The sequence below is a fragment of the Myxococcus llanfairpwllgwyngyllgogerychwyrndrobwllllantysiliogogogochensis genome, from assembly GCF_006636215.1.
Taxonomy (GTDB): Bacteria; Myxococcota; Myxococcia; order Myxococcales; family Myxococcaceae; genus Myxococcus; species Myxococcus llanfairpwllgwyngyllgogerychwyrndrobwllllantysiliogogogochensis.
Genome location: NZ_VIFM01000171.1, coordinates 1 through 25,299, shown reverse-complemented (window position 1 = coordinate 25,299; position 25,299 = coordinate 1). Strand labels below are relative to the sequence as shown.

General features: G+C 70.6%; 21 protein-coding genes. 12 read left to right on the top strand and 9 right to left on the bottom strand.

What is annotated here, in order from left to right; translation table 11 throughout:
• Window positions 1-24 precede the first annotated feature (24 nt).
• Window positions 25-1,134, top strand: coding sequence for an MJ1255/VC2487 family glycosyltransferase (locus FJV41_RS32600; protein ID WP_141646502.1), 1,110 nt, complete (start codon window positions 25-27; stop codon window positions 1,132-1,134).
• 9 nt (window positions 1,135-1,143) lie between these two features.
• Here the strand turns inward: FJV41_RS32600 and FJV41_RS32595 are convergent, their stop codons facing one another.
• Window positions 1,144-2,193: an SDR family NAD(P)-dependent oxidoreductase gene (locus tag FJV41_RS32595; protein WP_141646501.1), complete on the bottom strand. Its 1,050-nt coding sequence runs from the start codon at window positions 2,191-2,193 to the stop codon at window positions 1,144-1,146.
• A gap of 21 nt (window positions 2,194-2,214) precedes the next feature.
• On the bottom strand, window positions 2,215-2,691 hold the full coding sequence (locus FJV41_RS32590) for a peroxiredoxin family protein (RefSeq protein ID WP_141646500.1): 477 nt from the start codon (window positions 2,689-2,691) through the stop codon (window positions 2,215-2,217).
• 165 nt (window positions 2,692-2,856) lie between these two features.
• Here FJV41_RS32590 and FJV41_RS32585 point away from each other — a divergent pair, with 165 nt between their 5' ends.
• The 3 genes from FJV41_RS32585 (at window position 2,857) to FJV41_RS32575 (ending at window position 6,374) form a co-directional block, all read left to right on the top strand.
• A complete protein-coding gene (locus tag FJV41_RS32585; protein ID WP_141646499.1) occupies window positions 2,857-3,975 on the top strand; it encodes an aminotransferase class I/II-fold pyridoxal phosphate-dependent enzyme in 1,119 nt (372 codons plus the stop codon).
• A gap of 194 nt (window positions 3,976-4,169) precedes the next feature.
• Window positions 4,170-5,054, top strand: a complete 885-nt coding sequence (locus tag FJV41_RS32580; protein ID WP_141646498.1) for a hypothetical protein — start codon at window positions 4,170-4,172, stop codon at window positions 5,052-5,054.
• A gap of 21 nt (window positions 5,055-5,075) precedes the next feature.
• The gene (locus FJV41_RS32575) at window positions 5,076-6,374 is read left to right on the top strand and encodes a choice-of-anchor X domain-containing protein (protein ID WP_141646497.1); all 1,299 of its coding nucleotides are present in this window, start codon (window positions 5,076-5,078) and stop codon (window positions 6,372-6,374) included.
• A gap of 70 nt (window positions 6,375-6,444) precedes the next feature.
• Here the strand turns inward: FJV41_RS32575 and FJV41_RS32570 are convergent, their stop codons facing one another.
• A complete protein-coding gene (locus tag FJV41_RS32570) occupies window positions 6,445-7,602 on the bottom strand; it encodes a hypothetical protein (protein WP_181791086.1) in 1,158 nt (385 codons plus the stop codon).
• Window positions 7,603-7,937: 335 nt separating this feature from the next.
• Here FJV41_RS32570 and FJV41_RS32565 point away from each other — a divergent pair, with 335 nt between their 5' ends.
• Window positions 7,938-8,684, top strand: a complete 747-nt coding sequence (locus tag FJV41_RS32565) for a PP2C family protein-serine/threonine phosphatase (RefSeq protein WP_174454792.1) — start codon at window positions 7,938-7,940, stop codon at window positions 8,682-8,684.
• Window positions 8,685-8,831: 147 nt separating this feature from the next.
• Window positions 8,832-10,658, top strand: coding sequence for a methyl-accepting chemotaxis protein (locus tag FJV41_RS32560; RefSeq protein ID WP_141646496.1), 1,827 nt, complete (start codon window positions 8,832-8,834; stop codon window positions 10,656-10,658).
• Window positions 10,659-10,789: 131 nt separating this feature from the next.
• On the opposite strand, the gene FJV41_RS32555 is transcribed toward FJV41_RS32560, so the two are convergent.
• Both FJV41_RS32555 and FJV41_RS32550 read right to left on the bottom strand, forming a co-directional pair.
• Complete coding sequence (locus FJV41_RS32555; RefSeq protein ID WP_141646495.1) at window positions 10,790-11,551, bottom strand: SDR family NAD(P)-dependent oxidoreductase; 762 nt, start codon at window positions 11,549-11,551, stop codon at window positions 10,790-10,792.
• Between the two features lie 51 nt (window positions 11,552-11,602).
• On the bottom strand, window positions 11,603-12,409 hold the full coding sequence (locus tag FJV41_RS32550; protein ID WP_141646494.1) for a sterol desaturase family protein: 807 nt from the start codon (window positions 12,407-12,409) through the stop codon (window positions 11,603-11,605).
• A 109-nt stretch (window positions 12,410-12,518) separates the two neighbouring features.
• Here FJV41_RS32550 and FJV41_RS32545 point away from each other — a divergent pair, with 109 nt between their 5' ends.
• Complete coding sequence (locus FJV41_RS32545) at window positions 12,519-13,700, top strand: acyl-CoA dehydrogenase family protein (RefSeq protein WP_141646493.1); 1,182 nt, start codon at window positions 12,519-12,521, stop codon at window positions 13,698-13,700.
• Window positions 13,701-13,770: 70 nt separating this feature from the next.
• Here FJV41_RS32545 and FJV41_RS32540 read toward each other — a convergent pair whose 3' ends face one another.
• On the bottom strand, window positions 13,771-14,670 hold the full coding sequence (locus tag FJV41_RS32540; RefSeq protein ID WP_141646492.1) for a DUF2058 family protein: 900 nt from the start codon (window positions 14,668-14,670) through the stop codon (window positions 13,771-13,773).
• Window positions 14,671-14,776: 106 nt separating this feature from the next.
• Between FJV41_RS32540 and FJV41_RS32535 the strand changes: the two genes are divergently transcribed.
• The 3 genes from FJV41_RS32535 to FJV41_RS32525 all read left to right on the top strand — a co-directional run bounded on the left by FJV41_RS32535 (window position 14,777) and on the right by FJV41_RS32525 (window position 17,161).
• Window positions 14,777-15,814: a hypothetical protein gene (locus FJV41_RS32535; protein ID WP_141646491.1), complete on the top strand. Its 1,038-nt coding sequence runs from the start codon at window positions 14,777-14,779 to the stop codon at window positions 15,812-15,814.
• 328 nt (window positions 15,815-16,142) lie between these two features.
• Entirely contained in the window at window positions 16,143-16,670 is a 528-nt protein-coding gene (locus FJV41_RS32530) for a hypothetical protein (RefSeq protein ID WP_141646490.1), read from the top strand.
• Window positions 16,671-16,816: 146 nt separating this feature from the next.
• Entirely contained in the window at window positions 16,817-17,161 is a 345-nt protein-coding gene (locus tag FJV41_RS32525) for a hypothetical protein (protein WP_141646503.1), read from the top strand.
• Window positions 17,162-17,179: 18 nt separating this feature from the next.
• Here the strand turns inward: FJV41_RS32525 and FJV41_RS32520 are convergent, their stop codons facing one another.
• Window positions 17,180-18,700 (bottom strand): peptidase M3, encoded by a 1,521-nt coding sequence (locus FJV41_RS32520; RefSeq protein WP_141646489.1) that lies wholly within the window; start codon window positions 18,698-18,700, stop codon window positions 17,180-17,182.
• Window positions 18,701-18,874: 174 nt separating this feature from the next.
• Here FJV41_RS32520 and FJV41_RS32515 point away from each other — a divergent pair, with 174 nt between their 5' ends.
• Entirely contained in the window at window positions 18,875-19,795 is a 921-nt protein-coding gene (locus tag FJV41_RS32515; protein WP_141646488.1) for an RluA family pseudouridine synthase, read from the top strand.
• 735 nt (window positions 19,796-20,530) lie between these two features.
• On the opposite strand, the gene FJV41_RS32510 is transcribed toward FJV41_RS32515, so the two are convergent.
• Entirely contained in the window at window positions 20,531-20,743 is a 213-nt protein-coding gene (locus FJV41_RS32510) for a hypothetical protein (protein WP_141646487.1), read from the bottom strand.
• Window positions 20,744-20,770: 27 nt separating this feature from the next.
• Window positions 20,771-20,968 carry a hypothetical protein gene (locus FJV41_RS32505; RefSeq protein ID WP_141646486.1) on the bottom strand — a complete coding sequence of 66 codons (198 nt, stop codon included), beginning with the start codon at window positions 20,966-20,968 and terminating at the stop codon, window positions 20,771-20,773.
• Window positions 20,969-22,628: 1,660 nt separating this feature from the next.
• Between FJV41_RS32505 and FJV41_RS32500 the strand changes: the two genes are divergently transcribed.
• Window positions 22,629-25,299, top strand: a 2,671-nt coding sequence (locus FJV41_RS32500) for a tetratricopeptide repeat protein (RefSeq protein ID WP_497812664.1), incomplete at its 3' end; no start/stop codon positions are given.

The window sequence follows — 25,299 nt, the reverse complement described above, 5'->3', positions numbered from 1 at the left end:
CAACGGGGGCGGGCGGGGGCGCGTATGCTTCCGCGCATGCGAATCCTCTACGGTGTCGTCGGCGAAGGCATGGGCCATGCGACGCGCTCCCGGGTGCTGCTCGAGGCGCTCACGAAGGAGCACGAGGTCCACATCGTCGTCTCAGGCCGAGCCCAGGACTACCTGGCCAAGCGCTTCCAGAACGTGCACGGCATCTGGGGCCTGACGCTGGCGTACGAAGGCAACTCCGTGAAGAAGTGGCAGACGGTGTTGCAGAACCTGACGGGCGCGGTGAAGGGCTTCCCGCAGAACGTGCGCCAGTACTTCGAGCTGGTGGACGACTTCAAGCCGGACGTCGTCGTCAGCGACTTCGAGACGTTCAGCTACCTGTTCGCGAAGACGCACCGGTTGCCCGTCATCAGCGTGGACAACATGCAGGTCATCAACCGCTGCCAGCACGAGCCCGCGCTCCTGGCCGGATATGAGGACAGCTACGAGACGTCGCGCGCCATCGTGAAGGCGAAGCTGCCGGGTGCGTTCCACTACCTCGTCACGACGTTCTTCTATCCGCCCTTGCGCAAGCGGCGCACCACGCTGGCCCCGTCGATTCTGCGCCCGGAAATCATCGAGGCGAAGTCGGAGCCGGGGGAGCACCTGCTGGTGTACCAGACGTCCACGACGAACACGGCGCTGCCGGACATCCTCAAGGCCGCGGGCATCCCCTGCCGGGTGTACGGCCTGCGTCGGGATATCACCGAGGACCTGGTGGACGGCAACCTCACGTACCGGCCGTTCAGCGAGAAGGGCTTCATCGACGACTTGCGCACGTCGCGCGGCGTGGTGGCCAGCGGCGGCTTCACGCTGATGAGCGAGGCCGTCTACTTGAAGAAGCCCATGCTCAGCATCCCGCTGGAGGGCCAGTTCGAGCAGGTCATCAACGCCCTGTATCTGGAGCAGCTGGGGTACGGGATGTACGTGAAGGCGCTGACGGTGGACGCGCTCAAGGAGTTCCTCTCGCGGGTGCCGCGCTGCGAGGAGGCGCTCAAGGGCTACGAGCAGGAGGGCAACACGAAGATGATTGCCGCCCTGCGCGAGCAGCTGGCCCTGGCGTACGAGCACCGGGGCCACTGGGCCATGGAGATGGCGCAGGACTGAGGTGCCCGCCTAGTGGAGCGGGACGTCCATCTCGTTGTTCCGCTCCGCCGCGCGGCGTGACAACTCCGTGAGCCAGGAGCGGGTGAGGGGCGTCTCGCTGTCCGCGCCGGTGTGCGAGTCCTGACCGCTGCTCTGGGGCAGCCGCCGGTTGGTCCAGGCCAGGAGCGCCGCGGTCAATTCGGGCGCGAGCACCCGTCCCACCGCGCCCAGCTTCGCGGCCAGGCCCACCAGCAGCTCCGCGTCGCCCCGGCGGCAGGCGTCCAGAATCAGGCGCGCGGCGCGCTCGGCGCTCACCGACAGCCCGGGCAGCGAGTCGCCCACCGCGAACCACGCGTACTCCGCCTCGTTCTGGCCCTTGAAGCGCGCGTTGCGCGGGCTGCCCGTGCGCATCAGCCCCGGGCACACGGTGGTGACGAAGATGCCGTCCTGACGCAGCTCCGCGCGCAGGCCGTCCGACAGGCCCACCAGCGCGAACTTGCTCGCCGAGTAGGGCATGAGGTGCGGGACGCTGAGCCTGCCGCCCACGGAGGCGATGTTGACGATGCGCCCCTCGCCTCGCTGCTTCATCTCCGGCAGCACCGCCAGCGTCGTGTACAGCGCGCCCCACAGGTGCGTGTCCATGGCGTCCTGGAAGTCCTCCACCGTCATGGACTCCAGCGGCCCCACCTGGATGACGCCCGCGTTGTTGATGAGCACGTCCACCGCACCCCAGCGCTCGTGCACCGCGCTCACCGTGGCCTCCACCTGCACCGGGTCCCTCACGTCACAGGGCAGGGCGAGCACCTGGGCGCCGCCGCGCTCCAGCTCCTCCCGGGCCCGCTCCAGCGAGGCCTCATCCCTGCCGCACAGGGCCACGCGCGCGCCCGCCTTCACCAGCCTGCGCGCGAGCACCAGCCCCAGGCCTCGCGAGCCGCCGGTGATGAGCACCGTGCGCCCGTTGAACGAGTAGCGGATGCGCAGCAGCGCCTTGCGCAGCCCGAGCGCCGCGCCGATACCCGCCGCCGCCAGCGTGCCCGGGGTGAAGCGGGGGGCCTGCCTGTCCTTGCGCCAGTCAGCCATGTGGGAGCCCTCCGGAAGGCCTCAGGGCGCGGGAGCGCCGGCCGAGGTGTCGTACTGGGTGAAGCGGTCCAGCACCGGGCGCACCTGGCGTACCGCGTCCTTGCCGGCGAAGTGGTGGCGGAGCCGGCGGTCCGCGTCGAAGACGAGCCACGCGGGGGTCTGCTTCACGCCGTACGCCTGGGCCATGGAGCCGTCATCCACGGCGATGGGATAGACGAGCCCGTGCTCGCGTGCGAACGCCTCCACCGCGTTGGTGTCGCGCAGCTCCCTGGCGGAGTGGGTGACGTCCACGCCGATGACCTTGAGGCCCCGAGGGCCGAACTCCGCGAGGAAGCGCTTGAGCGCCGCGAAGTCATTGGCGTGGGCGTCCGAGGCCATGGAGAAGAAGTGGAGGAGCACGGGCAGTTCGTCGAGCTCCGAGACATGGACGGGGGCGTTGATCCACCCTCCATCCGGGTCCAGCAGCGTGAGGGGGATGTCGTGCGTTGGCGTGGGCATTCGGGCTCCCGCGATAGGGCCTGCGTCTGAAGGTCGCCCCTCAAGCTATGCATCCAGGGGAGTCCTCCAGGGCTTGCACCGGGGTGTCGACTGCCTGGCCGGAGGAGGGCGCGCGAGGCGGGTGGCGCTGGACGGACGGCGGCCAAGAGGGCAGACAGTCGCTTCATGCGCATCCCCGACTTCAAGCTGGAGCGGTACTTCGCGCGCTGGGAGTTCGCCGCGCCCTACACCCTGTGCTCCTCGGACATCGAGGGCTGGAAGATGCGGGAGCTGCTGGCGCTCGCCGAGCCGGACGCCCTGGCCCGCTGGGAGGAGCTGACGCTCGGCTACACCGAGGCCCCGGGCCTGCCCGCGCTGCGGCTGGAAATCGCCGCGCTCTACCAGGGCGTGGCGCCCGAACAGGTGCTGACCTTCGCCGGCGCCCAGGAGGCTGTCTTCATCCTGATGAACGTGCTGCTGGGCCCGGGAGACCACGCCGTCGTCACCTGGCCCGGCTACCAGTCCCTGCACGAAGTGGCGCGCGCCACCGGCGCGGACGTGACGCTGCTGCCGCTGCGCGAGGAGGACGGTTGGGCGTTGGATGTGGACGCCCTGCGCCGCGCGCTCAAGCCCCAGACGCGAATCGTCGTGGTGAACTTCCCCCACAATCCGACGGGCGCGCTGCCGGACCGGAAGACCTTCCAGGCGCTGTGCGCGCTGTGCGACGAGCGCGGCATCTACCTCTTGTCCGACGAGGTGTACCGGCTGCTGGAGCATGACCCGAAGGACCTGCTGCCCGCCGCCGTCGAGCTGTCGCCGCGCGCCTTCAGCCTGGGCGTCATGTCCAAGGCGTTCGGGCTGGCGGGGCTGCGCGTGGGGTGGCTTGTCTGTCGCGACGAGGACGTGCTGCGCCGGTGCATGGCGTACAAGGACTACACCACCATCTGCAACAGCGCCCCCAGCGAGGTGCTCGCCCTCATCGCCCTGCGCGCGAAGGAGCGGGTGCTGGCGCGAAGCCGCGCGTTGCTCGCCTCCAACCTGGCCCTGCTGGACGCGTTCTTCGCGCGCCACGCGGACACCTTCCACTGGGTGCGTCCGCGCGCCGGAAGCGTGGCCTTTCCGCGCCTGCTGCGAGAGCAACACGTGGCCCGGTTCACCGATGCGCTCGTGCAACGAGAAGGCGTGCTGTTGCTACCCGGTGACGTCTACGACTTCCCCGGCAATCACTTCCGTCTGGGGTTGGGTCGCACCAGCCTGCCGGAAGCCCTGACACGCCTGGAGCGCTTCGTCACCGACACCCGGTGAGGCGATGACGCGATGGGCCAGGGCGACTGACGCCTCACGCCAGAGGGCGACGCATTGCGTCAGGTTTTGCGCCGGCTTCCTGGTTTCCGTGTTCTCGACCTTTTACACCCCGAGACTCTAGAGTGAGCGCTTCCCCGTCGGGTCCCCCACCTGGCGAGAGCTGTTCCCCCTACTCCCGAGCGGAGGCGTTCACGATGAAGAAGCTGATGGGTACGGCGATTGCCGCGGCCACGCTGTTGGTTGGCACGCAGGCTGCCGCCACCAATTACACGCTGTGGATTCACGGTCGGAACGGCGGCGGTACGCAGGCCGGGAACTACGGCGACTTCAGCTACTGGGGCCCTGCGGGTACCGCGGCGGGCGTGAACAAGAAGGCCGTGAATTGGAACGGCAAGGAGCGCATCGGCGGGCAGAACGCGCGCGTGCGTGACGCGCTGGACTGTTACTGCACGGGGAACAACTGGTGCTACATCGCCTCGCACAGCGCGGGCAATCTCCAGATTGGCTATGCGCTGTCGCTGTATGGCGGCTCGGCGCGCAGCAAGAAGAACGCGACGCCCAACGCGAGCGGCGTGTGTGGCAACACGGATGGCAGCACGCAGACGGGCTGGAACATCAAGTGGGTGAACGTGGCGTCCGGCGCTGGCGGCGGCAGCGAGCTGGCGGACGTGGGTGAGTGGGCGGTGGGCGAGCCGCTGGTGAGTGACCTGGTCACCACCACGTCGCGGGCCATGTACAACCACAACACCACGCGCAGCGTCTGGTTCTACATGTTCGCCGGTGCGAAGGGCACGCTCTACTCGGGCATCCTCCCCGGGCAGGACGACGAGGCGGTGTCGTACCACTCCACGGGCGGCGTGTCGGGCAGCTCCGGCAGCTCGCAGTGCAACCCGGGCGACTGGTTCTGTGGCGGCACGCTGAACACCGGCACCGCGAACACGAGCGACGGCCGCGCGAAGTGGAGCTTCCACACGGTGTCCCTGCGCGATGACGGCGAGTCGTTCAACCACTACGCCAACGGCAACTGGGGTGGCATCGTCGCCAAGGTCCGCGAGGACGTGGTGAAGTACGCGTACTGAGTCTGTCCCCCTGATGCAGCCATGACGCCCAACAGCCCTGCTCCTGCTCCTGTCTCCCGCCCGCGCCGTCTCGGGTGGGTCTTCCTGGTGATGGCCCTGGCCGTGGGTGGGCTGGGGTGGTGGAGCTGGAGCCGGGAGGCTGGCGAGGAGGAGGCTCCGAGCGAGCCTCCTGTCCTGGCGGAGGGCCAGAATCGCGAGGCTGGAGAAGCCCCGCCGAAGTCGGGGCTCGTCGGGCGCGGCGCGGCGTTGGAGCGACGCTCGTCGCCGGGCACGGAGGACATGCGGGTCTCCGTGCTGAGCCCCGAGCAGCGCGAGCGCCTGGAGCGGCGGGAGCTGTGGACGGCTCGGCTGGAGCGGGCGAAGCAGACGCTGGAGTCCTACGTGTCAGCGACGCGTTATCCGCCGCAGTCCCGCTCCATCCGGGAGCATCCGGACCAGGTGGTGCTCGCGGAGCCGGAGCGCACGCGCCCGTTGAGTCGCGAGCACGCGGACGTGCAGCTCCGGTTGAAGCAGGACCGGGTCTTCGTGGTGAGCGACGAGGCGGTGCACTTCTTCGTCTCGTGTGAGGACTCGCAGCGCGCGCCCAGGCCCTGTCAGGTGTTGTCCGCGTCCGCGCACGAGGCCGAACACGTGCAAGGCGCGGGGGGCGTGCCCGCCGTGCCCGTGGCCTTCACGGACGATGGCGCCGCGGGCGACGCGCTCGCGGGGGACGGCATCTTCACGGGGCGGTTCCAGCCGTCGAAGCAGGGCTTCCCGCTGTATTCGGGCACGCTGCGCGTGGACGTGCGGGTGCGCTCGGACAAGGCCGAGGGCATGGCGTTCCTGGACATCCTGTACACGCCTTCGCCGCCGGCGACCTTCACGGGCAGGGTGCGTGAGGCGCTGGCGGACGGCTCGCTGCTGCTCTACCTGGGCATCCACGTGCGCAAGGCGGGGCGGTATGTCGTGGCCGGACGCATCGACAACGAGAGCGGCGAGCCCTTCGCGCATGTCTCCTTCAACGAGGAGCTGAAGGAGGGGGTGCAGGAGGTGAAGCTCACCGTCTTCGGCAAGCTGGTTCTCGACGAGGCGCCGACCTTCCCCCTGCAACTGCGCGACGTGGAGGGCTTCCTGCTCAAGGAGTCAGGGGACCCGGACCGCGAGCTGATGACCACGATGCGTGGCTATGTCCACACCACGAAGGAATATCCGGCGACGTCCTTCTCGCCCGATGAGTGGCAGAGCGAGGAGCGCAGTCGGAACCGGAACGAGTTCATCCGCGACGTCGAGGAGGCGCAGCGGCAACTCGACGCGACGCTCGGCGAGGAAAAGCGTCCCTGAGTCGCGGGTGGGTCCTCCGACGTGACGGTGACGCCTGTTGGGGCCGTCGTGGAGCGGCACGGCTCGCGCTTCAGGCGACGCTCGGCTCGTTCGAGTCCACGGGCGTGGGCTCCGTGGAGACAGCGGAGACCTCGGGCTCGGTGGACGTCGCACCCCGCTGCTCCGCCAGCAGTTGCTCCTGCGGCGCGGCCTGCTCCGCGAAGGTCTCACCCGGAGCCGAGGCCTGCTCCGTGTTGGACGGGGCGACCGCCACCGATTCCTCGAAGCTGTCGCCCACCATCGCGCTCTGCTCCGTGAGGAACTGCCCGAGCACCGAGGCCGGCTCCGCCGGTTGTGCGTCGGGCTGGAGCTCCACGGCGTCCGCCACCACGTCCACACCCTGCGCTCCGAGCGCGGAGACCACGGGGACACTGGCCGCGACGGGGTTGGCCGCGAGCGAGCCGAGCACCCCCGCGAGGGCCGCGTCCGCCGGGCCAAACTCCTCCTCCGGAACCAGGTCGCCCAGGTCGCTCAGGTCCGCGAGGAACTCCTCCGGTCCCGCGGGCCGCACGGACGCCCCCATCAACTCCCCGGACGCATACCGCGCCGCCGACAGGCCCTCCACCGCGCTTCCACCCGGCATCACGCCGCCGATGGCCGAGGGGCTGTCCTCGAACGAGTCCAGGTCCAGGTTCAGGTCCAGCATGGGGTCCGCCCGCCCCGAGGAGCCAGGAGGGTCCATCATGAACAGCAGATCCTCCGGCGCATCCACGCTGGGCGAGGAGGTGTCCAGGTTGTGGAGCTCCCACGCCGCCTCGTCGGGCGAGAGGATGTCGGAAGCATCCGGCGCGTCCGCGCCCCCGCGCCTCGACGCGCGCCCCACTCCGCCGCCCGTGTCACGCGGCGCACCCAGCGCGGAAGGCAGCTGGGAGCCGAGCACCTGCGCGTAGCGGGGCGCGGCGGGCTCGAACGAACTCTCGCCGGAGAACACGCGCAGCGACGCATGATCCAGGTTGCGCGCCGAGCCGGTTTCCTCCGCCTCGTCCGGGTCGAACGAAGACAAGAGGGCATCGGCGCCATCCGCGCCGTCCGCCTGGAAGTCGCTCTCGTCGGAGTAGCCCCGGCGGATCTTCGACACGGGGTCCAGGGACTCGCTCTGGGTGAGCGGAGACACGCTGGTGTCCACGTCGAGCGAGGTGCGCCGCAGCGAGGACAGGATGCTCGAGGACAAACGGCGGATGGAAGTCATCGGACACCTCCCGGGGCGCACACGTCGGACATCATCGTCATTGTCGTCGTCCCCGGGTGAAAGTTGCCAGGGGCCCCGCGTGGGGTCCCCACCCACCCTGAAAGAGGGGAGTCCGCACCCATCACCTGTGGGGTCGCCACCCCTCCCACTGGCCAACGTTTCCGGATGCAGGGCGCTTGCAACGTCCGCCACCGAACGAGTGCGGGGCGGGCGCCGAGGTCGGCTGGCACTCACGCTCCAGACACCGCAAAAAGAGAGGTATCCGTAGTGGGCGCTCGCCTGGGGATGGGCGCTGGCCTCCCGCTTGCTGGGGAGAGGCTCGAGGAGGCGGTGTCATGCTGCGTATCGAAAGCGCGGGACAGACCCATATCGGTCGCCGGCCCCACAACGAGGACTCCTACTGTGTCCTGCCGGAGCTGGGGCTGTACGTGGTCGCGGATGGGCTGGGTGGGCAGGAGGGCGGCGAGGTGGCGAGCCGCTGTGTCGTGGACACCTTCGCGGGCCTGGGGCATCGATGGGAGCGCGAGCGGGAGGCGGTGTGGCCGGAAGTCGCCGACCCCCGCCGCACGCGCGAGGAGAACCTGCTGGCGGCGTGCTCGCAGCTGGCCCAGCGAAACCTCCAGGCCCAGCGCGTGGGCCGGCTGAGCGAGATGGCCTCCACGGTGGTGGCGCTGGCGCTGGGGCAGGAGGGCGCGGCGGTGGCCCATGTGGGGGACAGCCGGCTGTACCGGCTGCGGGGCGGCAGGTTGGAGTCGCTGACCCGGGACCACTCGTTCATCGAGGAGCTGAAGGACGTGGGCATGGAGCCTCCGGGGGGCGCCTCCAACTGGCGGCACCTCATCACCCGCGCGCTCGGGACGGACAACGCGGAGCCCACGCTGCAGCGACTTCACGCGGAGCCTGGGGACGTCTTCCTGTTGTGTTCGGACGGCCTCTACGAGCCGCTGGGGATGGACGGGCTGGCGCGGCGCCTGTCGCTGTCCTCCGCGCGTGAGGTCTGCGACGCGCTGGTGGCGGATGCCTTCGAGGCCGGAGGCAAGGACAACATCACCGCCGTGGTGTTGCGCGTCGCCGACGCTTGAGGCGCAGGTCAGTGGAGGTGGGAGGGTCAGCCGGAGGGCGCCGGGTCATCCACGCCTTACTGCTCAAGCCTGGAAGCTTGGGGTAGGGTGTGGCTTCTGGGGTTCCCCCACCCTGGTCATTTCCCCTCACGTCCGACACCGCAGCGCATGACGCACAGCCTCGCCGCTCGTCTGACCATCGCCATCACCCTGGTCATCCTGGCCCTCACCGCGCTCTGCGTGACGTTCACGGGCGTCGTGCTGCGCTCCCGGATGGACACGGAGCTGGCCCAGGCGCTTACCCATGACGAGTCCGCCTGGAGCCGGTTGGTGGCCCAGGAGGCTCGGACGCTGAAGGTCCTGCTGCGCAGCGCCGCGGCGAATGCCCAGCTTCGCGCGCTGCTCTCCGGCGCGACGGTGGACGCGAAGGCGCTCCAGACGTTCTCCGAGGAGCAGAAGGCCCTGGTGTCGGTGGAGCTGTTGCTCATCACCACGCCGGAGGGCGGGCTGCTCGCGGGTTCGTACCGGGAGCCGCTGCCCGCGCTCGCGCAACTGGTGCGGAGCGGTGCGCCTGGGGTGCTCTTCGTGGGCGAGGCGGCCTACTGGACGGTGTCCCGGCCGGTGGAGGTGGACGGACGCGCGGTGGGGCACCTCGTGTTGGGGAGTCGGTTCGACGATGCGCCGCTGAAGGACTTGAGGAATCAGCGGGGCGTGGAGCTGCTGCTGCGCGTGGGCTCGAGGTTGGTGGCCCGGTCCGTGGACGTCGTGGCCCCGGAGGCTTTGCTGGCGGCGGTGGACGCGGACGTGGAAGAGGGGCGCGTGGACGTGGAGGACTCGTCGTTCCGCGTGGCGCGCCTGCCGGTGGGGCAGGGGTTGGAGCTGGTGCTCGCGCGGGACGAGAAGACGGAGGCGTCGCGTTTCGGCACGGCGGTGCTGCTCATCGTCGGGTTGGGGCTGTTCACGGCGCTGGCGGCGGGCGGTGTGATTTTCCTGCTCGTGCGACGGATGACGAGCCCCCTGCGGGAGCTGACGGCGGCGGCGGCGCGCGTGGTGGCGGAGGGCGACTTCCGGGGCACGCTGGAGGTTCACTCGCGGGACGAGATTGGCCGGCTGGCCGCGTCGTTCGCGGAGATGATGGTGCAGCTGCGTTCGCTGCTGATGGCGCTGAAGGGCTCGGCCGAGCAGCTCGAGTCCGCCGCCGCTCAGCTCACTGATTCCGCGTCGATACAGAACGAGGCGGTGTCCCAGCAGGCGGTGGCGCTGCACGAGACGCAGATGGCGGCGCAGCAGCTCCAGGAGTCCTCCCGGGCGGCGGCCAGGCGCGTGGAGACCATCCAGCGCGAGGCGGAGAAGGCGAGCGGCTTCGGTCAGGCCGGCGAGGCGGCGGTGTCTGGCAGCGTGGGAGGACTCACGCACATCCGCTCGCACGTCGAGCAGATTGGCCGCACCATCACCGTGTTGCATCAGCGCACGCGACTGGTGGGCGACATCACCCGCACGGTGAAGGACCTGGCGGACCAGTCCAACGTGCTGGCGCTGAACGCCTCCATCGAGGCGGCGCGCAGTGGCGACCAGGGGCGGGCCTTCTCCGTGGTGGCGCGGCAGATGCGCTCACTGGCGGACCAGTCCGCGGGCGCCACCACGCGCGTGCAGGGCATCCTGGGCGACATCGGCCGGGCCATCTCCGAAGCCGTGCGCATCAGCGAGGGAGGGGCGCGCGAAGTGGAGGGCGGGTTGGAGCAGGTGCAGGCGGCGGGTGAGAGCCTGCGCTCGCTGGCCGGCATCATCCAGAGCAACGGCCAGACGGTGCGGAGCATCTCCGATGCCGTGCGCCAGCAGGACGCGGGCATCGCGGAGTTGTTCGCCGCGCTCAGCTCCATGGCGGACGTGGCGGACCAGATTGTCGACCGCATGGCGGCCAGTGAACAGGCCGCCATCCAGCTCTCCGCCGCCTCGGGCGAGCTGAGCGCCATCGTCGGCCGCTATCAGCTCTGAGGTGGAGTCTCGCCTCGGGCGAACTTGACGCCGCGATGCCCTGCGAGGCATCGCGTAAGTCAGCCCTCGAGACGCTCCTCGGGAGCGCGTACGCGCGACGCCTCCCGGGGTCGCGCGTACGCCGAAGCACGTCAGCCCAGCTCACCACCGTCGATGGCGTGAGCGGCGCCCGTGATGGCGCCCGCCGCGTCCGACGCGAGGAAGAGGCACAGCGCCGCCACCTCCTCCGGCTGGACGATGCGGCCCATGGCGTTCATCGACGCCAGGGCCTCGCGCGCCTGCTCTCCGGTGCGGCCCGTCGTGTGTGAAATCGCCGCCGTCGCGTTGGAGAACATGTCCGTCTCCACCCAGCCCGGGTTTACCGCGTTCACCGTCACCTGCTTCTTCGCGTACTCCACCGCCAGCGCGCGCGTCAGGCCCAGCAGCGCGTGCTTGGAGGCGCAGTAGGCGGACGTGTATTTCATCCCGCGCACGGCGGCCATGGAGCCGATGTTGATGACCCGGCCACCTCCGGCCTGCGCCATGGCGGGCATCAGCTCGCGGCAAAGCAGGAAGGGGGCCGTCACGTTGATGGCCATCACCCGCGCCAGGTCCGCGGTGCTCGTCTTCGTCAGCGGCGCGGACACGGTGATGCCCGCGTTGTTCACGAGCACGCCCGGGGCGCCTTCCGCGAGAATCGTCTTCGTCGCCGCGACCAGCGCGGCCTCGTCCGCCACGTCCACGACGAGGGGCCGGATGCTGTCTCCGCCCTCCTTGACGAGCACCGCGAGCGCATCCGCGGCGCGGGCCAGGGCCCAGACGCGATAGCCCTCACGCGCGAAGGTCAACGCCACGGCGCGGCCAATGCCTCGGCTCGCGCCCGTCACCACCACGGTCTTCTGGATCGTCGTCATGCGCGGCAGCCTAGCGCCCCAGGCCGGCACGGGCACGCCCGACGACACGACTCACGCGGTGGGGGCGAGCACCGCGACGGGCGCCTGGGGCCGCAGCCGCTCCCCCACGCGCTCCAGTCCCTCGCCAGCCCGCGCGCGGGCATGCACCTGGGGATAGTCGTCGAACGCCGTGCCCAGCCACCGGTCCAGCACCGTGGTGTACAGGCCGTAGTGGCCCTGGTGTCGAGCGTGGTGCATGGCGTGGAAGGTGGGCGTGAGGACCTGTCGCCCGAGCCAGGTGGACACGAAGCGCTCCGGCAGCCACTCGGTGTTCCCATGTCCCACCACGTTGAGCACGTAGTTGGCGAGGATGTAGAGCATCACCCCCGCCTGGGTGACGGGCATCACCTCCAACGCCAGGATGACGAGGCCGAAGTTGCCCGCCAGCAGCACCACGCGCTCCACCAACGAGAAGGACAGCGAGGTCAGCGGATTCGTCACCTGTGCCACATGGTGCTGCGCGTGGAACCGGTAGAGCGCGCGGGTGTGCAGCAGGCGGTGCGTGGCGTAGAACCACACCTCGAAGCCCACGAAGAGAAAGGCGAAGGTCGCCACCGTGGCGCCCACGCTGAAGGGTGCCAGTCGCGACTGGTACACGACGCGGAACGCGGCGACGAGCACCGCGTCGAAGACCAACACCCGCACCGCCGCCCACGCCTCGCTGCGAAGTTGTCCCGGCGCCAGCGGCTTGCGGTAGACGCGCCGGCGCGCCCCGGCCTGGAGCCCGGCCGCCCACCATCCCAGGCCCACCATCGACACCTTCAGCGTCCCCGACACGCCCAGGACGAGGGGGAACAGCGCCATGAATGCGTGCACCATCGTGCTCCACCTCCGGCCCTTGCCGCCGACACCCCATGTTAACCCCCCGGAGGCAGGCGCGGTTGCGGGGGCGTTTGACGCTCCTGGAGGCGGGCGTTAGGACGGCGCCATGGCACGCGCGGACATCACTGACTTGTTCCGGCTGGACGACCTGCTGTCCCCCGAGGAGAAGGCCGCTCGCGACACGGTGGCCGCCTTCGTGGACCGCGAAGTACTGCCCATCATCGGCGGGCACTTTCGCGATGGCACCTTCCCCTTCCACCTGGTCCCCCAGCTCGCGGAGATGGGCGTGCTGGGCGCCAACCTCCAGGGCTACGGCTGCGCGGGGATGAACACCGTCAGCTACGGCCTCATCCTCCAGGAGCTGGAGCGGGGAGACTCGGGGCTGCGCTCCTTCGCCTCTGTGCAGGGCTCGCTCTGCATGTTTCCCATCCATGCGTATGGCAGCGATGAGCAGAAGGAGCGCTTCCTGCCGGGCATGGCCAAAGGGCGCGTCATCGGGTGCTTCGGCCTCACCGAGCCGGACTTCGGCTCCAACCCTGGAGGCATGCGCACCCGCGCGCGCAAGGACGGCGACGACTACGTCCTCAACGGCACCAAGACGTGGATTACCAACGGCGCCATCGCCGACGTCGCGGTGGTGTGGGCGAAGACGGACGACGGCGGCCCCGAGTCCGTCCGAGGTTTCCTGGTGGAGAAGGGCATGCCCGGCTTCACCGCGCGGGACATCCCCGGCAAGTTCTCCCTGCGCGCGTCCATCACCAGCGAGCTGTCCTTCCAGGACGTGCGGGTGCCCGCGCGCAACATGCTGCCCGGCGTGGTGGGCCTGCGAGGCCCCTTGTCCTGTCTCAACAACGCGCGGTTGGGCATCGCCTTCGCTGTCACCGGCGCGGCCATCGCCTGCTTCGAGGGCGCTCGCGAGTACTCCCTGTCCCGCGCGTCGTTCAACGGCAAGCCCGTGGCCGGCTACCAGCTCACGCAGGAGAAGCTGGCGGACATGCTCCAGGACATCGTCAAGGCGCAGCTCGTGGGCCTGCGCGTGGCGCGGCTCAAGGACGAGGGCAAGGTGACGCCCGTCATGGTGAGCCTGGCCAAGCGCAACAACGTGAAGAGCGCGCTCGACATCGCCCGCGTGGCGCGGAGCATCTACGGCGCCAATGGCATCACCGATGCGTACCCACCAGTGCGCCACATGTTGAATCTCGAATCGGTCTTCACCTACGAGGGCACCCACGAGGTGCACACGCTGGTGCTCGGCAAGGCCATCACCGGAATCGACGCCTTCGACTGACGCCCGCGTGATGCCTCCCCTCATCCCAGTCGAGCGGGAGAGGGGAGGGCCATCACAGGCGAAGCCGAGGTCAGCCCTGGCTCTCGCCGCCCTCGGCCTTCGGGGCTTCTTCGGCCGTCGTCGCCTCGGCTTCGGTCGGAGCGGACGTTTCGGCGCCTTCCTCCGAGGCGGTCTCCGTGCCTTCCGCCGAGGCCTCGTCGGACAGCTCCGGCGCGGTGCCAGCGGCTTCCGCCGCCTGCTGCGCCTTGAGCTCCTCGTCGTTCATGAAGCCGACGGGGTTGTCCTTCCGGTTGAAGAAGCGCACCGCCTTCTTCGAGAGCGCGAACATCTGCTCGGCCGCCGCGGCGGGCACCAGCGAGTGCTCGATTTGCGCCGGGTCCGGACGCTCCACCACGCCGAGCTCGCCGTCCTCCAGCCGCTTGGCCTGCTCCGGCGTCAACTCCATCCGCCGCAGCTTGCCCTTGCGGGTCATGAAGTAGAACGCCGTCTCCCCGGGCTCCAGTGGCACCTGCGAGCCCAGCACGAGCTCGCGCAGCGCCTTGTCCAGCTCCACCTGGCGCTTGGATTCGGCGCGCTGGTAGGCCTTGGAGCCGGGCATGGGGGGCAGCTTGGGAATGGGCTTCTCGGCCACGGCGGCGGGACGCCCGTGCTGGGGCGCTCCACCTCCGCCACCGCCACCGGGCCGGAACGAGCCACCATGACGGGGCGCACCGCCACCACCAGGGCGGCCACCACCGGGACGTCCGCCACCCTCTCGGGGGCCGGGGCCACGGTCCTCGCTCCGGGGTGACGGGCCACCGGGTGTCCGGTTCTCGTCACGCCGGGGCGGAGGACGGTTGCCGCCTGGACGTCCGCCCTCCTGGGGCTGGGGCCTCCGGGCTTCCGTCTGGCTGGTTGCCGCATCAGCCTTCTTGGACTGTTCCTCGGTGACGAGGCCCGCCTTCAACAACTTGTCGCGCAGGTTCTGCATGAGAAGGGCGTTCTATCCCTTGCACGGCCGCACGCAAGCCGCTGCTTGCCGCTCTTGTATGCGCCACGTAACTTGCCGCCCCCGTGGTACCCCCTCCGGAGGAGTCGTGAGCCGTCTGAAGAAGTCCGCCGTCACCCTCGCCTTGGCGCTGGCCGCCGCCAGTTGCTCGGACCCGGTCGACAAGGCGGCCAAGGCGCGCATCTTCTCGCCGGAGGACCCTCCCAAGGTGGTCGCCTCCGCCCAGCAGAAGCTCCCGCCGGAGGATGTCGCGGAAAACCCTCAGGTGGCCCGCCGAATCCTCGGCATGGACGCCGCCGAAATCACCGAGCGGCTGGGTCCCCACCGCTACCAGGCCACCCTCGGCTACGAGTGGACCTCCGCCGAGTCCAACCCCGTGAAGCTCACCGAGACGCGCACGTTCCGCGCGGGGCCCGGGGGTGTCAGCGGCGACTTCCACGGCGTGCTGGAGAACTCGAGGGACCAGGGCCTGGAGGTCATGCGCGTGGGGGGACAGGTGTTCGCCCGCAACCGGTATGGCCCGTTCCGTCAGCGCCTTCGTGACCGCGGCATGGCCGAGCGCACCCGCACGGAGCTGACCGGCGCCATCCGCGACTTCGACATCCTCTTCCAGGGGCGGCTCAAGCTCGCCCCGCAGGGCACCGTCACCTATGAAGGGCGCACGGCGTGGCGCTACGTGGTGACGCTGGCCCCGGCCACGGAGGGCGATGCGTCCCGACCGCTGCCAGCGCTGTTCCAGTCCAAGGGGGGCTCGGACGAGACGACGCGTCGGCGCGCGAACTTCTTCGCCCACCGGCTGCCGCGCTCGCTGGATGGCGAGGTGCTGGTGGACGCGGCCACCTCCGTGGTCCTCAAGGCGCGGCTGGACGGGCGCGTCGGGGTGCCGTCGGAGAAGACGCCCGAGGCGGCGGAGTTGCGGCTGACCTTGGAGGCGTCCCTGTCGGAGCTGGGCAAGGACCCGAGGCTCGCGCCGCCCGAGGAGTTCCTCCCCGACGCGGACAAGCCCCAGGGCATCGCCGACGCGCTGGACCGCTTCGGCATCGAGCGCGCGAAGCCCGAGGGCGCCAAGAGCACGACGCCGGGTGAGGCGCCGCCCGAGCCCGAGGACGAGGCCGCGCCGGAGTAGTTCGTCGAGCGGGTGGGGTGCCCGGGTGGGCGCCCTACTGATGCCGCCGCGCCGGAGTCGTTCGTCGAGCAGGTGGGGTGCCTGGGTGAGCCCCCACCCGGAGCGGTCCCGGCGGAGCCGTCCGTTGAACGAGTGGGCCTCCTCCCGAGGAGGCCTCCTTCGAGCCGGACAAGCGAGTCATGGGAGCCAGGCGCGCGGGTCGTCCGAGCCAGGCCGCCTGCCCTGACCCCATCGCCCGGACACCCGTGGCAGGGGCGCCAACGCGCCTCTCAAGTCCCTGGATTCACGTGGGATTCCGGGTGGCGTGTGCCTTGCTCTCCCCGGGCCCATGCGCTGTCTCCGCCTCCTGCTCCTGTGCCTATGCGGGCTCGTCACGCCGCTCGCGAGGGCGGAGCCTCCCTCTCGCAGCCTGGGCGTCACCGTGTTCCCGGTGGGGGCGTTCGTCCTGAAGGACCCGGACGGGCGGCGGGAGGTGGGCTACAGCGCGGGGCTGGCCTGGAGCTATCGCCGGGAGCAGTCCCTCCTGGAGGTGGGCGGACACGTGGCCTCCAACCGCCGGCTCACCGAGGCGACCCCCATGTCCCTGCGAATCACGATTCCCGAAGCACGCCGGGTCCGCCCGTACCTGGGGCTGGGGGTGAGCCTCCTGGTGTCCCACGGCCGGGAAGGGGAAGAGCCGCCGCGTGTTCTCCAATTGGGGCCGGAGCTGTGCGGGGGAATGGACGTGGAGCTGGGACGCCGGCTTTTCCTGTCCGCCCAGGCCCGCTACCAGAACTTCTCCGCCAGCGGGTCTCCCTTTTCCGGGCGGCGCCAGGCGCTCTCCACCGCGTTCCTGGGACTGGGAATGCACCTGTAGGCACCCTCTGGCGCTACAGGGCGGGAGCGACCTGTTGGAAGAAAATTTGCGCCAACTCTTGCGTCCTCTACAATCCCCGACGGTTGCGGCTCGGACGCGTCCGACATGCTCGGATGTTCAGCGGACTGCACAACAAGGGAGCGGAGATGGAGCGCAAGGTCGGGAGTAGCACGGTGACGGCCAAGGAGGTCAAGGCGGCGCTGGAGAAGACGCGCACGCTCACGGCCGAGGAGGAGAAGGCGCTGCGCATGCGGCATGGCGCCGGCGCTTCCAGCACGCGAGCCCCGCTTCCGCGCGCTGCCGGTGACAACGAAGAGCTGGGCGACGAGCTGCTCGTCATCGAGATGCAGTTGATGAAGGCCATGCGCGCGCGCGCCGCGGCCAAGACGCCGGCCACCAAGGCGGCGGCGCCCGAAGCACCCCGTGCTCGCGAGACGGCCGCCAACCCGACGAAGGACAAGATCGTCCGGGCGCTGCGCAAGAAGAAGTAGTCGCTCGCGCAGCCACCACTACCGGTTGAGGATGGCCACGAGGCGCTCCCCCGCCTCGGGCAATGCCAGCGGCGTGCCCGACACCTCCGTGGCCAGTCCTTCCGCGTCATCCGTTCCACCCCGAGCGTACAGCCCCTTCAGCCAGGTGGCGGCGTTCGGGTTCCTCCAGAAGTCCTCGTTGAAGCGCTCGGTGAGGCGCGTGGTGAGTCGGGCCTCCAGGGCCCAGGCTCGCAGGTAGTGCGCCACGTAGAGCTGGGGGTCCACGTCGTACAGGTAGAACCCGGGATGTGGCTCCGCGAAGAGGGCGCGGCGCTGGCCGTCGGCGTACTCGTCGGCGCGTTCGGTGGACGGGCCCTTCCTGCAGAGCGACAGCTCATAGGACAGCTTCGCGCAGTGGCGGCGCAGCACGCTGAGCGACTGGAACGCGGCCATCCGCGCCGTGTCGCGCGCGAGCATCGTGGCGAGGCCCAGGTAGCGCTTGAGCCAATCGGAGGACAACAGCAGTCGCTCGAAGACGGCGGCGTGCGCTTCCGTCACGGCCGCATCGCCCAGGCGGCGCAGCTCCATGGGCAGGTCCTCCGAGACATGCGCGCGGTGGTGGGCGTGGCCCAGCTCGTGGAGCAGGCTGCCCACGGCATCGAGTCCGCCGCGCGGCTGGAGCACCAGCCGGATGTCGTCCGGCACGCGGATGGTGACGACGAAGGGGCGGGGTGACTTGCCGGGGCGGTCCTCCTCGTCCAGGTGGATGCGGCCTCCGGCGTTGGGCGTGAAGCCCCACTCGCCCATCCACTGGCGCACCGCGGGCCACGCATCCTCGCGGCGGAAGTGCTCGTCCAGCCATGGCGCCTGAAGCGCGGCCTGGACGTCATGCCGACGCGCATCACCACCAGGCAGGGGCCGCAGTTGCGGGTCCGTCTTCCTGAGCACGTAGGCGAACACGTCGCGGTAGGCGTCCTCGGTGCGCTTCAGCGTCTGCTCGGCGGCCTCGGCGAGCTTCGCGTAGGCGATGCCGGTGACGTCCTCGCGCAGGGACGGATAGTCCTGGGCGCCCAGTCGCTCGGCGGTGAGCAGGGCGGCTTCGCGACGGTCGCCATAGGGGCTTCGGTGCTCCCAGAGGTAGTTGCCGACGGCGCGCTCCAGGCCGGCGCGGCGGGCACGATTCGGTTCGTGGGGGAGTCGCCCCATGGCCCCGGTGAAGTTGAAGGACTCGTCGTCGACGTTGAGCACCGCGTTGGCTTCCACGGTGGCCATGGCCTGGGCGGCACGGGCGGCGAGGGCCTCTTCCACCTGGGTGGCCACCAGCTCGCGCACGAGTTGGATGCGGCGGGCGGCGAGGACGTCGTTCTTGGCTCGGGCCTTGGCGAGCGCCTCGCTGGCGGCGACGAAGGTGTCCGGGGCGGACAGCTCCGGGAAGGAGGCGTGGAGGCTCGCGATGGGAAGCTCTCGCGCGAGGCCGGCACCATGCCGGTACTGAAGGGTGGCCAGCTCGGCGAGGAAATCGTCCAGCCGTGTGCGGACGGCGTGTAGGGGGCGGTCCATGGGGCGCGGACCGTACCAGGGCTGGCGGGCACAAAGGGCCGAGGGTGGGATGCTCCGTCGCTTGTTGGCCCCTGGAGGACAGGTGAATCCCAGCGAGCGAGCAGGCTCCGGCTTGTGGTTCGCCGTGCCTTTCTGTAGCGAGCAGCCCGGCATTGGACGCGTGTGAGGTGGGCCGTGAAGCGTCGGACATTCCGGGCGGAAGGCGCGCGGGCGGTGGTGGAGGCGGTGGCCGCGGAGCTCGGCTTGCCCGTGGAGCAGGCGCGTGGGCTGGTGGAGGTGGGCGCCGTGTACGTGGCCGGGCGGCGCTGCCGGGACGTGAAGGCGCGGCTGGCCCCCGGGCAGGTGGTGGCGGTGGTGCTGGAGGAGGGAGGGCAGAGCCCGCTGGAGAAGGCCCCCGACGCCCCCATGTTCCGCGTGTTGCATGAGGACGCGGAGGTCCTCGCCGTGGACAAGCCGGCGGGGCTCCCCGCGCAGCCCACGGAGGCGCGCGTGGGAGGCAGCCTGGTGGACCAGGTGAGTGGCTACCTGGGACGCGAGGCGGGACTGGTGCACCGGTTGGATCGGGAGACTTCGGGAGTCACGGTGTTCGGCAAGACGCCCCAGGCGACGTCGGCGCTGGCGGCGGAGTTCCGGGAGGGCCGGGCGCGCAAGCGCTACGTGGCGGCCACCGGCCCTGGGCTGCCCGCATCGGGGACGGTGGACCTGCCGTTGTCGAAGGACCCGTCGCGTCCGGGGCGCTGGCGAGCGACTCGCGCGGCGAACGGCGTGCCCGCGCTGACGCACTTCCGCACGCTGTACGCGGGGCCGGAGTTCTGTGTGGTGGAGCTGTTGCCCCAGACGGGACGCACGCACCAACTGCGGGCGCACCTGACGGCGCTCGGCGCGCCCATTCTCGGGGACTCGCGCTATGGCGGCGCGGAGCAGGCGGGAGGCGTCGACGCGGCCCGCTGCCTGTTGCATGCGCAGGCGCTGGAGCTGGCGCATCCGCGCACGGGAACGCCGCTGCGCGTGGAGGCTCCGGTGCCCGAGGACCTGCTGCGCTTCTTCACCCTCGCGGGAGTCGTGGTTCCCCAGGGGAGCGTGCCCGAGAAGTGAAGGGGCTCACCGGGGTTTCGTCCGGCCGGGCCCCACGGGTCAGGTCGGGCTCGGCCTCCAGGGCGGCCACACCTGGCATCAGGCGGTGGGGGAGGGCGTCGTCGTCCGTATCCATCCGGGCGAGGTCAAGGGCTTCCCGGAGCGCCCGGTTCAGGTCCGCCACCAGACCTGGGCCGCCGCCGTCAAGTTGCTCCGTCCCTGGGTCGTGGGCGGCCAGTCGGCCAGGACGGTGAGGGTGCCCGCCGAGCCACTGTCGACAGCAGGCAGCCGAAGGTCCTGGAGAGTGCCTTTCAGGAGGCTCGCCGTCGCTCGGGCCACGGGGGCCTCGGCATTTCGGGCGGGAAGAATGACGGTGACAACCGGGATGGCCGTCGTTGTGTAGACTGCCGCACCCATGGGTGGCGTGAGAAACGGCAAGGACGCCGGCACGCCGGAGCCCGCGGCCGTCCGACAGGAGGTGCCGCGAACCGGCATGCCCGAGGTCGGGTCGACGGACGATGCGGAAGTCGGGGTGGCTCGCCACCTTGGTGCCGCTGTGCGCTGGCTGCGCGAAGGCGCTCCCTCGCGGGCCTTCGAGGAGCTGGAGAACGCCAGCCGGACGCTTCCCATGTCGCCGCGCCTGGCCGCGGGGCTCGTTCGCTTCGCGCGACTCGCGGGTGTCGAGGCTGTTGCCATCGGGTTGCTGGATTCCGTTCCCGCCACCGCATCCGCCGAGGTGCGTCGCGCTGTACGGCGTCAGCTCGCGCGGGTGTTGCGCAAGACGAACCAGGCGCCCCGAGCGGTCTTGGTGCTGGAGGCCCTGGTGGGAGAGTTCCCCGAGGAGCGCCGCGCGCTGCGGGTCCTCGAGGTGCTCCGCGCCAGGGGTGGGGCGAGCGGAGGGCGCGCACCGTCGCCGACGAGCGCGGTGCTGGAGAAGCTGCCCACGAAGAAGTCGGGCGTGCAGGCCATGGCGGTCTGGGAAGAGGACGAGGTCGACTACCACGCGGCGACGGTGGTCGATGCCTCGGGTGCGACCTCGGGTCCGCCTGCCGTGGTTTCGCTGCCGCGTACGCTCACGATGGAGCTGGCGCGGGTGCAGTTCCAGGTGGAGGGCCCGCCCCTCGGGTTGTCGATGGTGGAGGCGTCGCCTGGAGTGGGCTCCGGCCGGGGAGAGCCTCCCGAGGTTGGGAGCATGTCGGAGGCTCCAACCACCGTGGTGCCGCGCGCGGCGGAGGCCGTGTCGCGGGAGGACGCGTCTTCAGCGCGTTCCGTGCAGGCGCCCACGTCGTCTGCGAGTGCGCCGGTGGTGCCGTGGGATGTGGACCCGACCGAGTCGGTGCCGAGCGCAGGGGCCTCGTCGGGGCAAGAGTCTTCGGAGCAGGGGCTGCGCGACAGCGGCCTGTCTGTGGAGTCCGCGCCGTCACGTGCGAAGTCGGAGGCTGTGGCGAGTGGGGTGGTTTATGCTCCCGCCACGGAGGCTTCGGCGGAGCTGTCGTTGTCGAGGGACGCAGGTCCCGGAGCTGTGCGAGGCGTGGCGGGGAGTGATGCGCCGGGTGCGTTGCGGAATGCGGCTCCGGCGATGGAGCGGCTCGACAAGGAGGCTTCTCCGACCGAGGCTGATTCAATCGCGGGGGCGAGTGCCACGGGGACGTTGCCGACCGAACCGGCTCCGCGTGCTGGGCAAGGTGAGCGGGAGGCTGCGGCAGATGTCTCGAAGGCACTGTCGAACAACGGAGCCCTGAGTGGACCAGGTGGCGCGGAGGCTCCGCCGAGTGAGGTAGCGTCAACCGGGCTCAGCGACGCAGCGGCCTTGCCCAACAAGCCGGGTTCAACAGCACCCGGCGACACAGAGGACACGCCCAATAAGTCGGTTTCACCTGGGCCGAGTGACGCAGCGCCTCCGGCGAGCGGGCTGGCTTCAACCGCGCAGAGTGGCGCAGCGTCTCTGTCGAGCGAGTCGGCTTCCACTGGAACTCGCGATGCGGAGGTCCCGCCCAACAAGGCTGCTTCAACCAGTCAGAGTGGCGCGGACGCTTTGCTGACCGCAGCCGCATCGAGTGCCGGGCTGAGTGAAGTGGAAGCCTCTCTGCCGGAGGTGTCTTCCCCCACCTCCTCGAGTAGTGCCACCGTCGGAACGAAGGCACGCGCAGCGGCAGGGCAACCCGAGCATCAGGTCGTGGCGGGTGCGAAGCCGACGGACTCGGTCGCTTCGCCAGCCCGCACGGCATCAAGTGATGCACAGCCTCGCGTAGGACGCGCCTCGGCACAGGTCGCGTCGAGCTTGGAGTTGACCGCTCCGACGGCTTCGCCCATCGACGCCGAGCCGAGCGCGAGCCAGACCGATGCGTTGGCCTTGCCTGTCGGTACCGAACCGAGCGTGAGTCGGACCGATGCATTGGCTCTGCCTCTCGATGCCGAGTCCAGCGCGGGCCGCGCTGACACGGTGGCTTCCTCAAGTCAGTCCCCGGCAAGCACGAACCTGACTGACGAGGTGGCTTCGTCGTCTCGTGCCGTGTCGAGCGATGAGGATGTTCCTCCGGCGGATGCGGCCCCTGGGGCCACTCGGGCCCTGGCGGACGAGTCCCCGACCGAAGCCGACCTCCGCGCGAAGACCCAGGTGGAGATGCCGGCGGTCAGGGTCGAAGACCTGGCTTTCCCCTGGGATGTGTCCCCCCAGGAGGCGCCACCACCGGCGCGCTCCGCTGTTGGGAGATCAGATCCCTCCTCGAAGGGGAAGCCCGCCTTCGCCAGCCCGCCCCCCGTGCTTCACCCGGTGGGCACGGAGCCCGCTCGCTCCAGGACGCAGCCAGCGCCATCCCTCACGAGAGCTGAAGAGGCTCCGCGTTCGGAGACGATGGAGGTTCCTCTCGCGGACCTCTTCGCTGCACTGGGAGGCGCACCGCCCGGTGTGTCGGCGCCGGTCCGCGCGGAGCCCGTGCCCCGGAACATGGGCAGCCCCGCCACCGTGCCGCCGTCCCGAACGGGGCGACCTGGGCCCGTGGAGTCCACTCCTGGCGAGGACGCGGAGGAACTGGCGCGTTCGCAGAAGCTGGAGGCGCAGTTCGTCGCGCGTCGGGCCTGGCGTGAACTGGCCCAGCTGTACCTCAAGCGCGCGGACCGCGCGAAGGACCCCGTGGCGCGGGCGGAGGCGCTGACGCGGCTCGCGGAGGTGATGGAGACCGAGCTCCAGGACCCCGCTGGCGCGGCGCGCATGTACCGGGAGATTGTCGAACTGACCGGTGACCGGGCCGCGCTGCGTGAGCAGGTCCGGTTGCTGGCCTCGCGTGACGACGCCTCGCTGGTTCGGCGTGCGCTCGATGAGGCGATTCAGCATGCGAAGACGGGCCGCGCGCGCGCCACGGCCCTTCTGACCCGAGGAGAGCGCTGGCTCCACATGGGGGAGCCGCAGAAGGCCCGCGCGGATTTCGAGGCCTCGGAGGCGCTTGTGCCGGGGCTGATTCCCGCGCTCGCAGGCCTTCTGCTGTGCGTCGAGGACGCGGAGCGCTCAGTCATCGCGACACGCCTTCGCTCGGTGCTCGCCACCACGCCACGTCGGGCGGCCGACCGCGCGGAGGCGCTCCGGGTGCTCGCGCGTACGGCGGAGGAACAGCTCGATGATTCGCGCCTGGCTCAGTGGGCCTGGGGCGAGGTGCTCATCGAGAGTCCCGACAGTGAGCAGGCCCGTGAGCGGCTCCTGTGGCTCGCGCGAGAGCTGGGGGACATGGCGGCGCTCGGGCAGCTTCTTCGCGCCCAGATTGCGCGCGAGTCGCGGGGGCCCGTCGCGCGGCAGTCCCGCCTGGAGTTGGTGGCCACGCTGGAGTCGTCGGGAGACAGCGAGGCCGCGCTGAACGAGCTGCGTCAGGCAGTGCGCTTCGAGCCAGGGCACAAGGAAGCGTGGCTGCTGCTCGTGGAGCGCCTGCTGGCGCGCGACAACAAGGGTGAGGCGGCCTGGGCGCTTGAGAATGCGGCCACCGCGACGGAGGACGAACTCGAACGCGAGCAGACCTGGGACAGGCTGGCGCGCATGTGGCGTGAGTCGCTCCGGAATCCCGAGCGCGCGCAGGTCTATGCAAGGCGCGCGGAAGGGCTGAGGCTCGCGCGTGAGGAGCGGGAGGCGGCTCCCCCCGAACCTCCTCGCAGCGCGACACCTCGCCGTGAGCCGAGCGGACCCAAGTCACCGCTCGTTCCGTTGCCCGTGGCGACGACGTCTCTTGTCGCGGCAGGGCGCGATGACTTGTCCGAAGAGATTACGTCGACCTCCGACCCCAGTGTTTCTCCTGGTGGGGCCGCGGTCGAAGGCTCGGAGCGTTCATCGGGGCCGCGTGGTGAGAAGGGCGGCGCCTCACAATCCTCCGTGGCTGCGAGTGTTTCGGCGGCGCGCGGGGACAAGGGACCGGGCGCGGCTCAGCGGCTAGAGAGGGCGACGATTCCTCAGGGGGCCGTTTCTGCTCGAGGTGGCGCGTCCGACGCTCGCGAGGAGCGGGGCGGATCGCCATCGGGAGGGCAAGGCGCTTCGGTCGCGCGCGGTGAGAAGGGGTCCGTGCTCGCGGGCGGAGCCACCGCGCAGGGCAGTGCAGGAGGATCGCGCCCGGAGAAGTCGCCGCCGCCTTCTGGCACTTCCTCCGCGTCGGGGGCTGTCGCTGAGCAAGGCGCGAGGTTGGCGGCGCCTGTGAGTGCAGCTGCCGCGCAAAGTGATGCAGCGAGCGCCCGGGGTGAGAGGGCAGCACCTGCTCGGGCCGAGGGCTCTCGCGCCGAGAAGCCCGCCGCGTCTGGTGCCCGCGCCGAGAAGCCCGCTGCGTCTGGTGCACGCGGTGAGCAGCCTGTCGCGTCCGGCGAACGCATCGAGAAGCCCACCGCGTCTGGCGGCCGCGCCGAGCAGCCTGTCGCGTCCGGCGAGCGCATCGAGAAGCACGTCGCGTCTGGCGGACGTGCCGAGAAGCCTGCCCCGTCCGGCGAACGCACCGAGCAGCCCGTCGGGTCCGGCGCACGCGCCGAGAAGCCTGCCTCGTCCGGCGAACGCACCGAGCACCCCGTCGCGTCCAGTGCCCGCGCCGAGAGGCCCGCGTCTTCTCGGGCCGATGGCGCACGCGCCGAGAAGCCCGCACCAGCTGGGGCCACGGGAGCGCGCGCCGAGAAGCCCGCCGTACGTACCGAGAAGCCCGCACCTGCCCAGGGCGAGGGCTACCACGCCGAGCATCCGGCACCTGCCGGGGCCATGGGAGCGCGCACCGAGAAACCCGCCGTACGCGCCGAGAATCCGGCACCTGCCGGAGCCACGGGAGCGCGCACCGAGAAACCCGCCGTACGCGCCGAGAAGCCGGCACCAGCTGGAGCCACGGGAGCGCGCACCGAGAAACCCGCGCGCCCACCGGGTCGCGCGCAAGAGTCGCGCGAGGACCCGCTGGGCTCATTGGGCCCGGAGCTCGACAGACCCGCGCCGTCGGGGTCGACGGTGGCCTTCGGCGCGAATGTCCCCGTGCGCGCGGACAAGCCCGCCGAAGCAAAAGCCCCCGCCGCCCCACCAC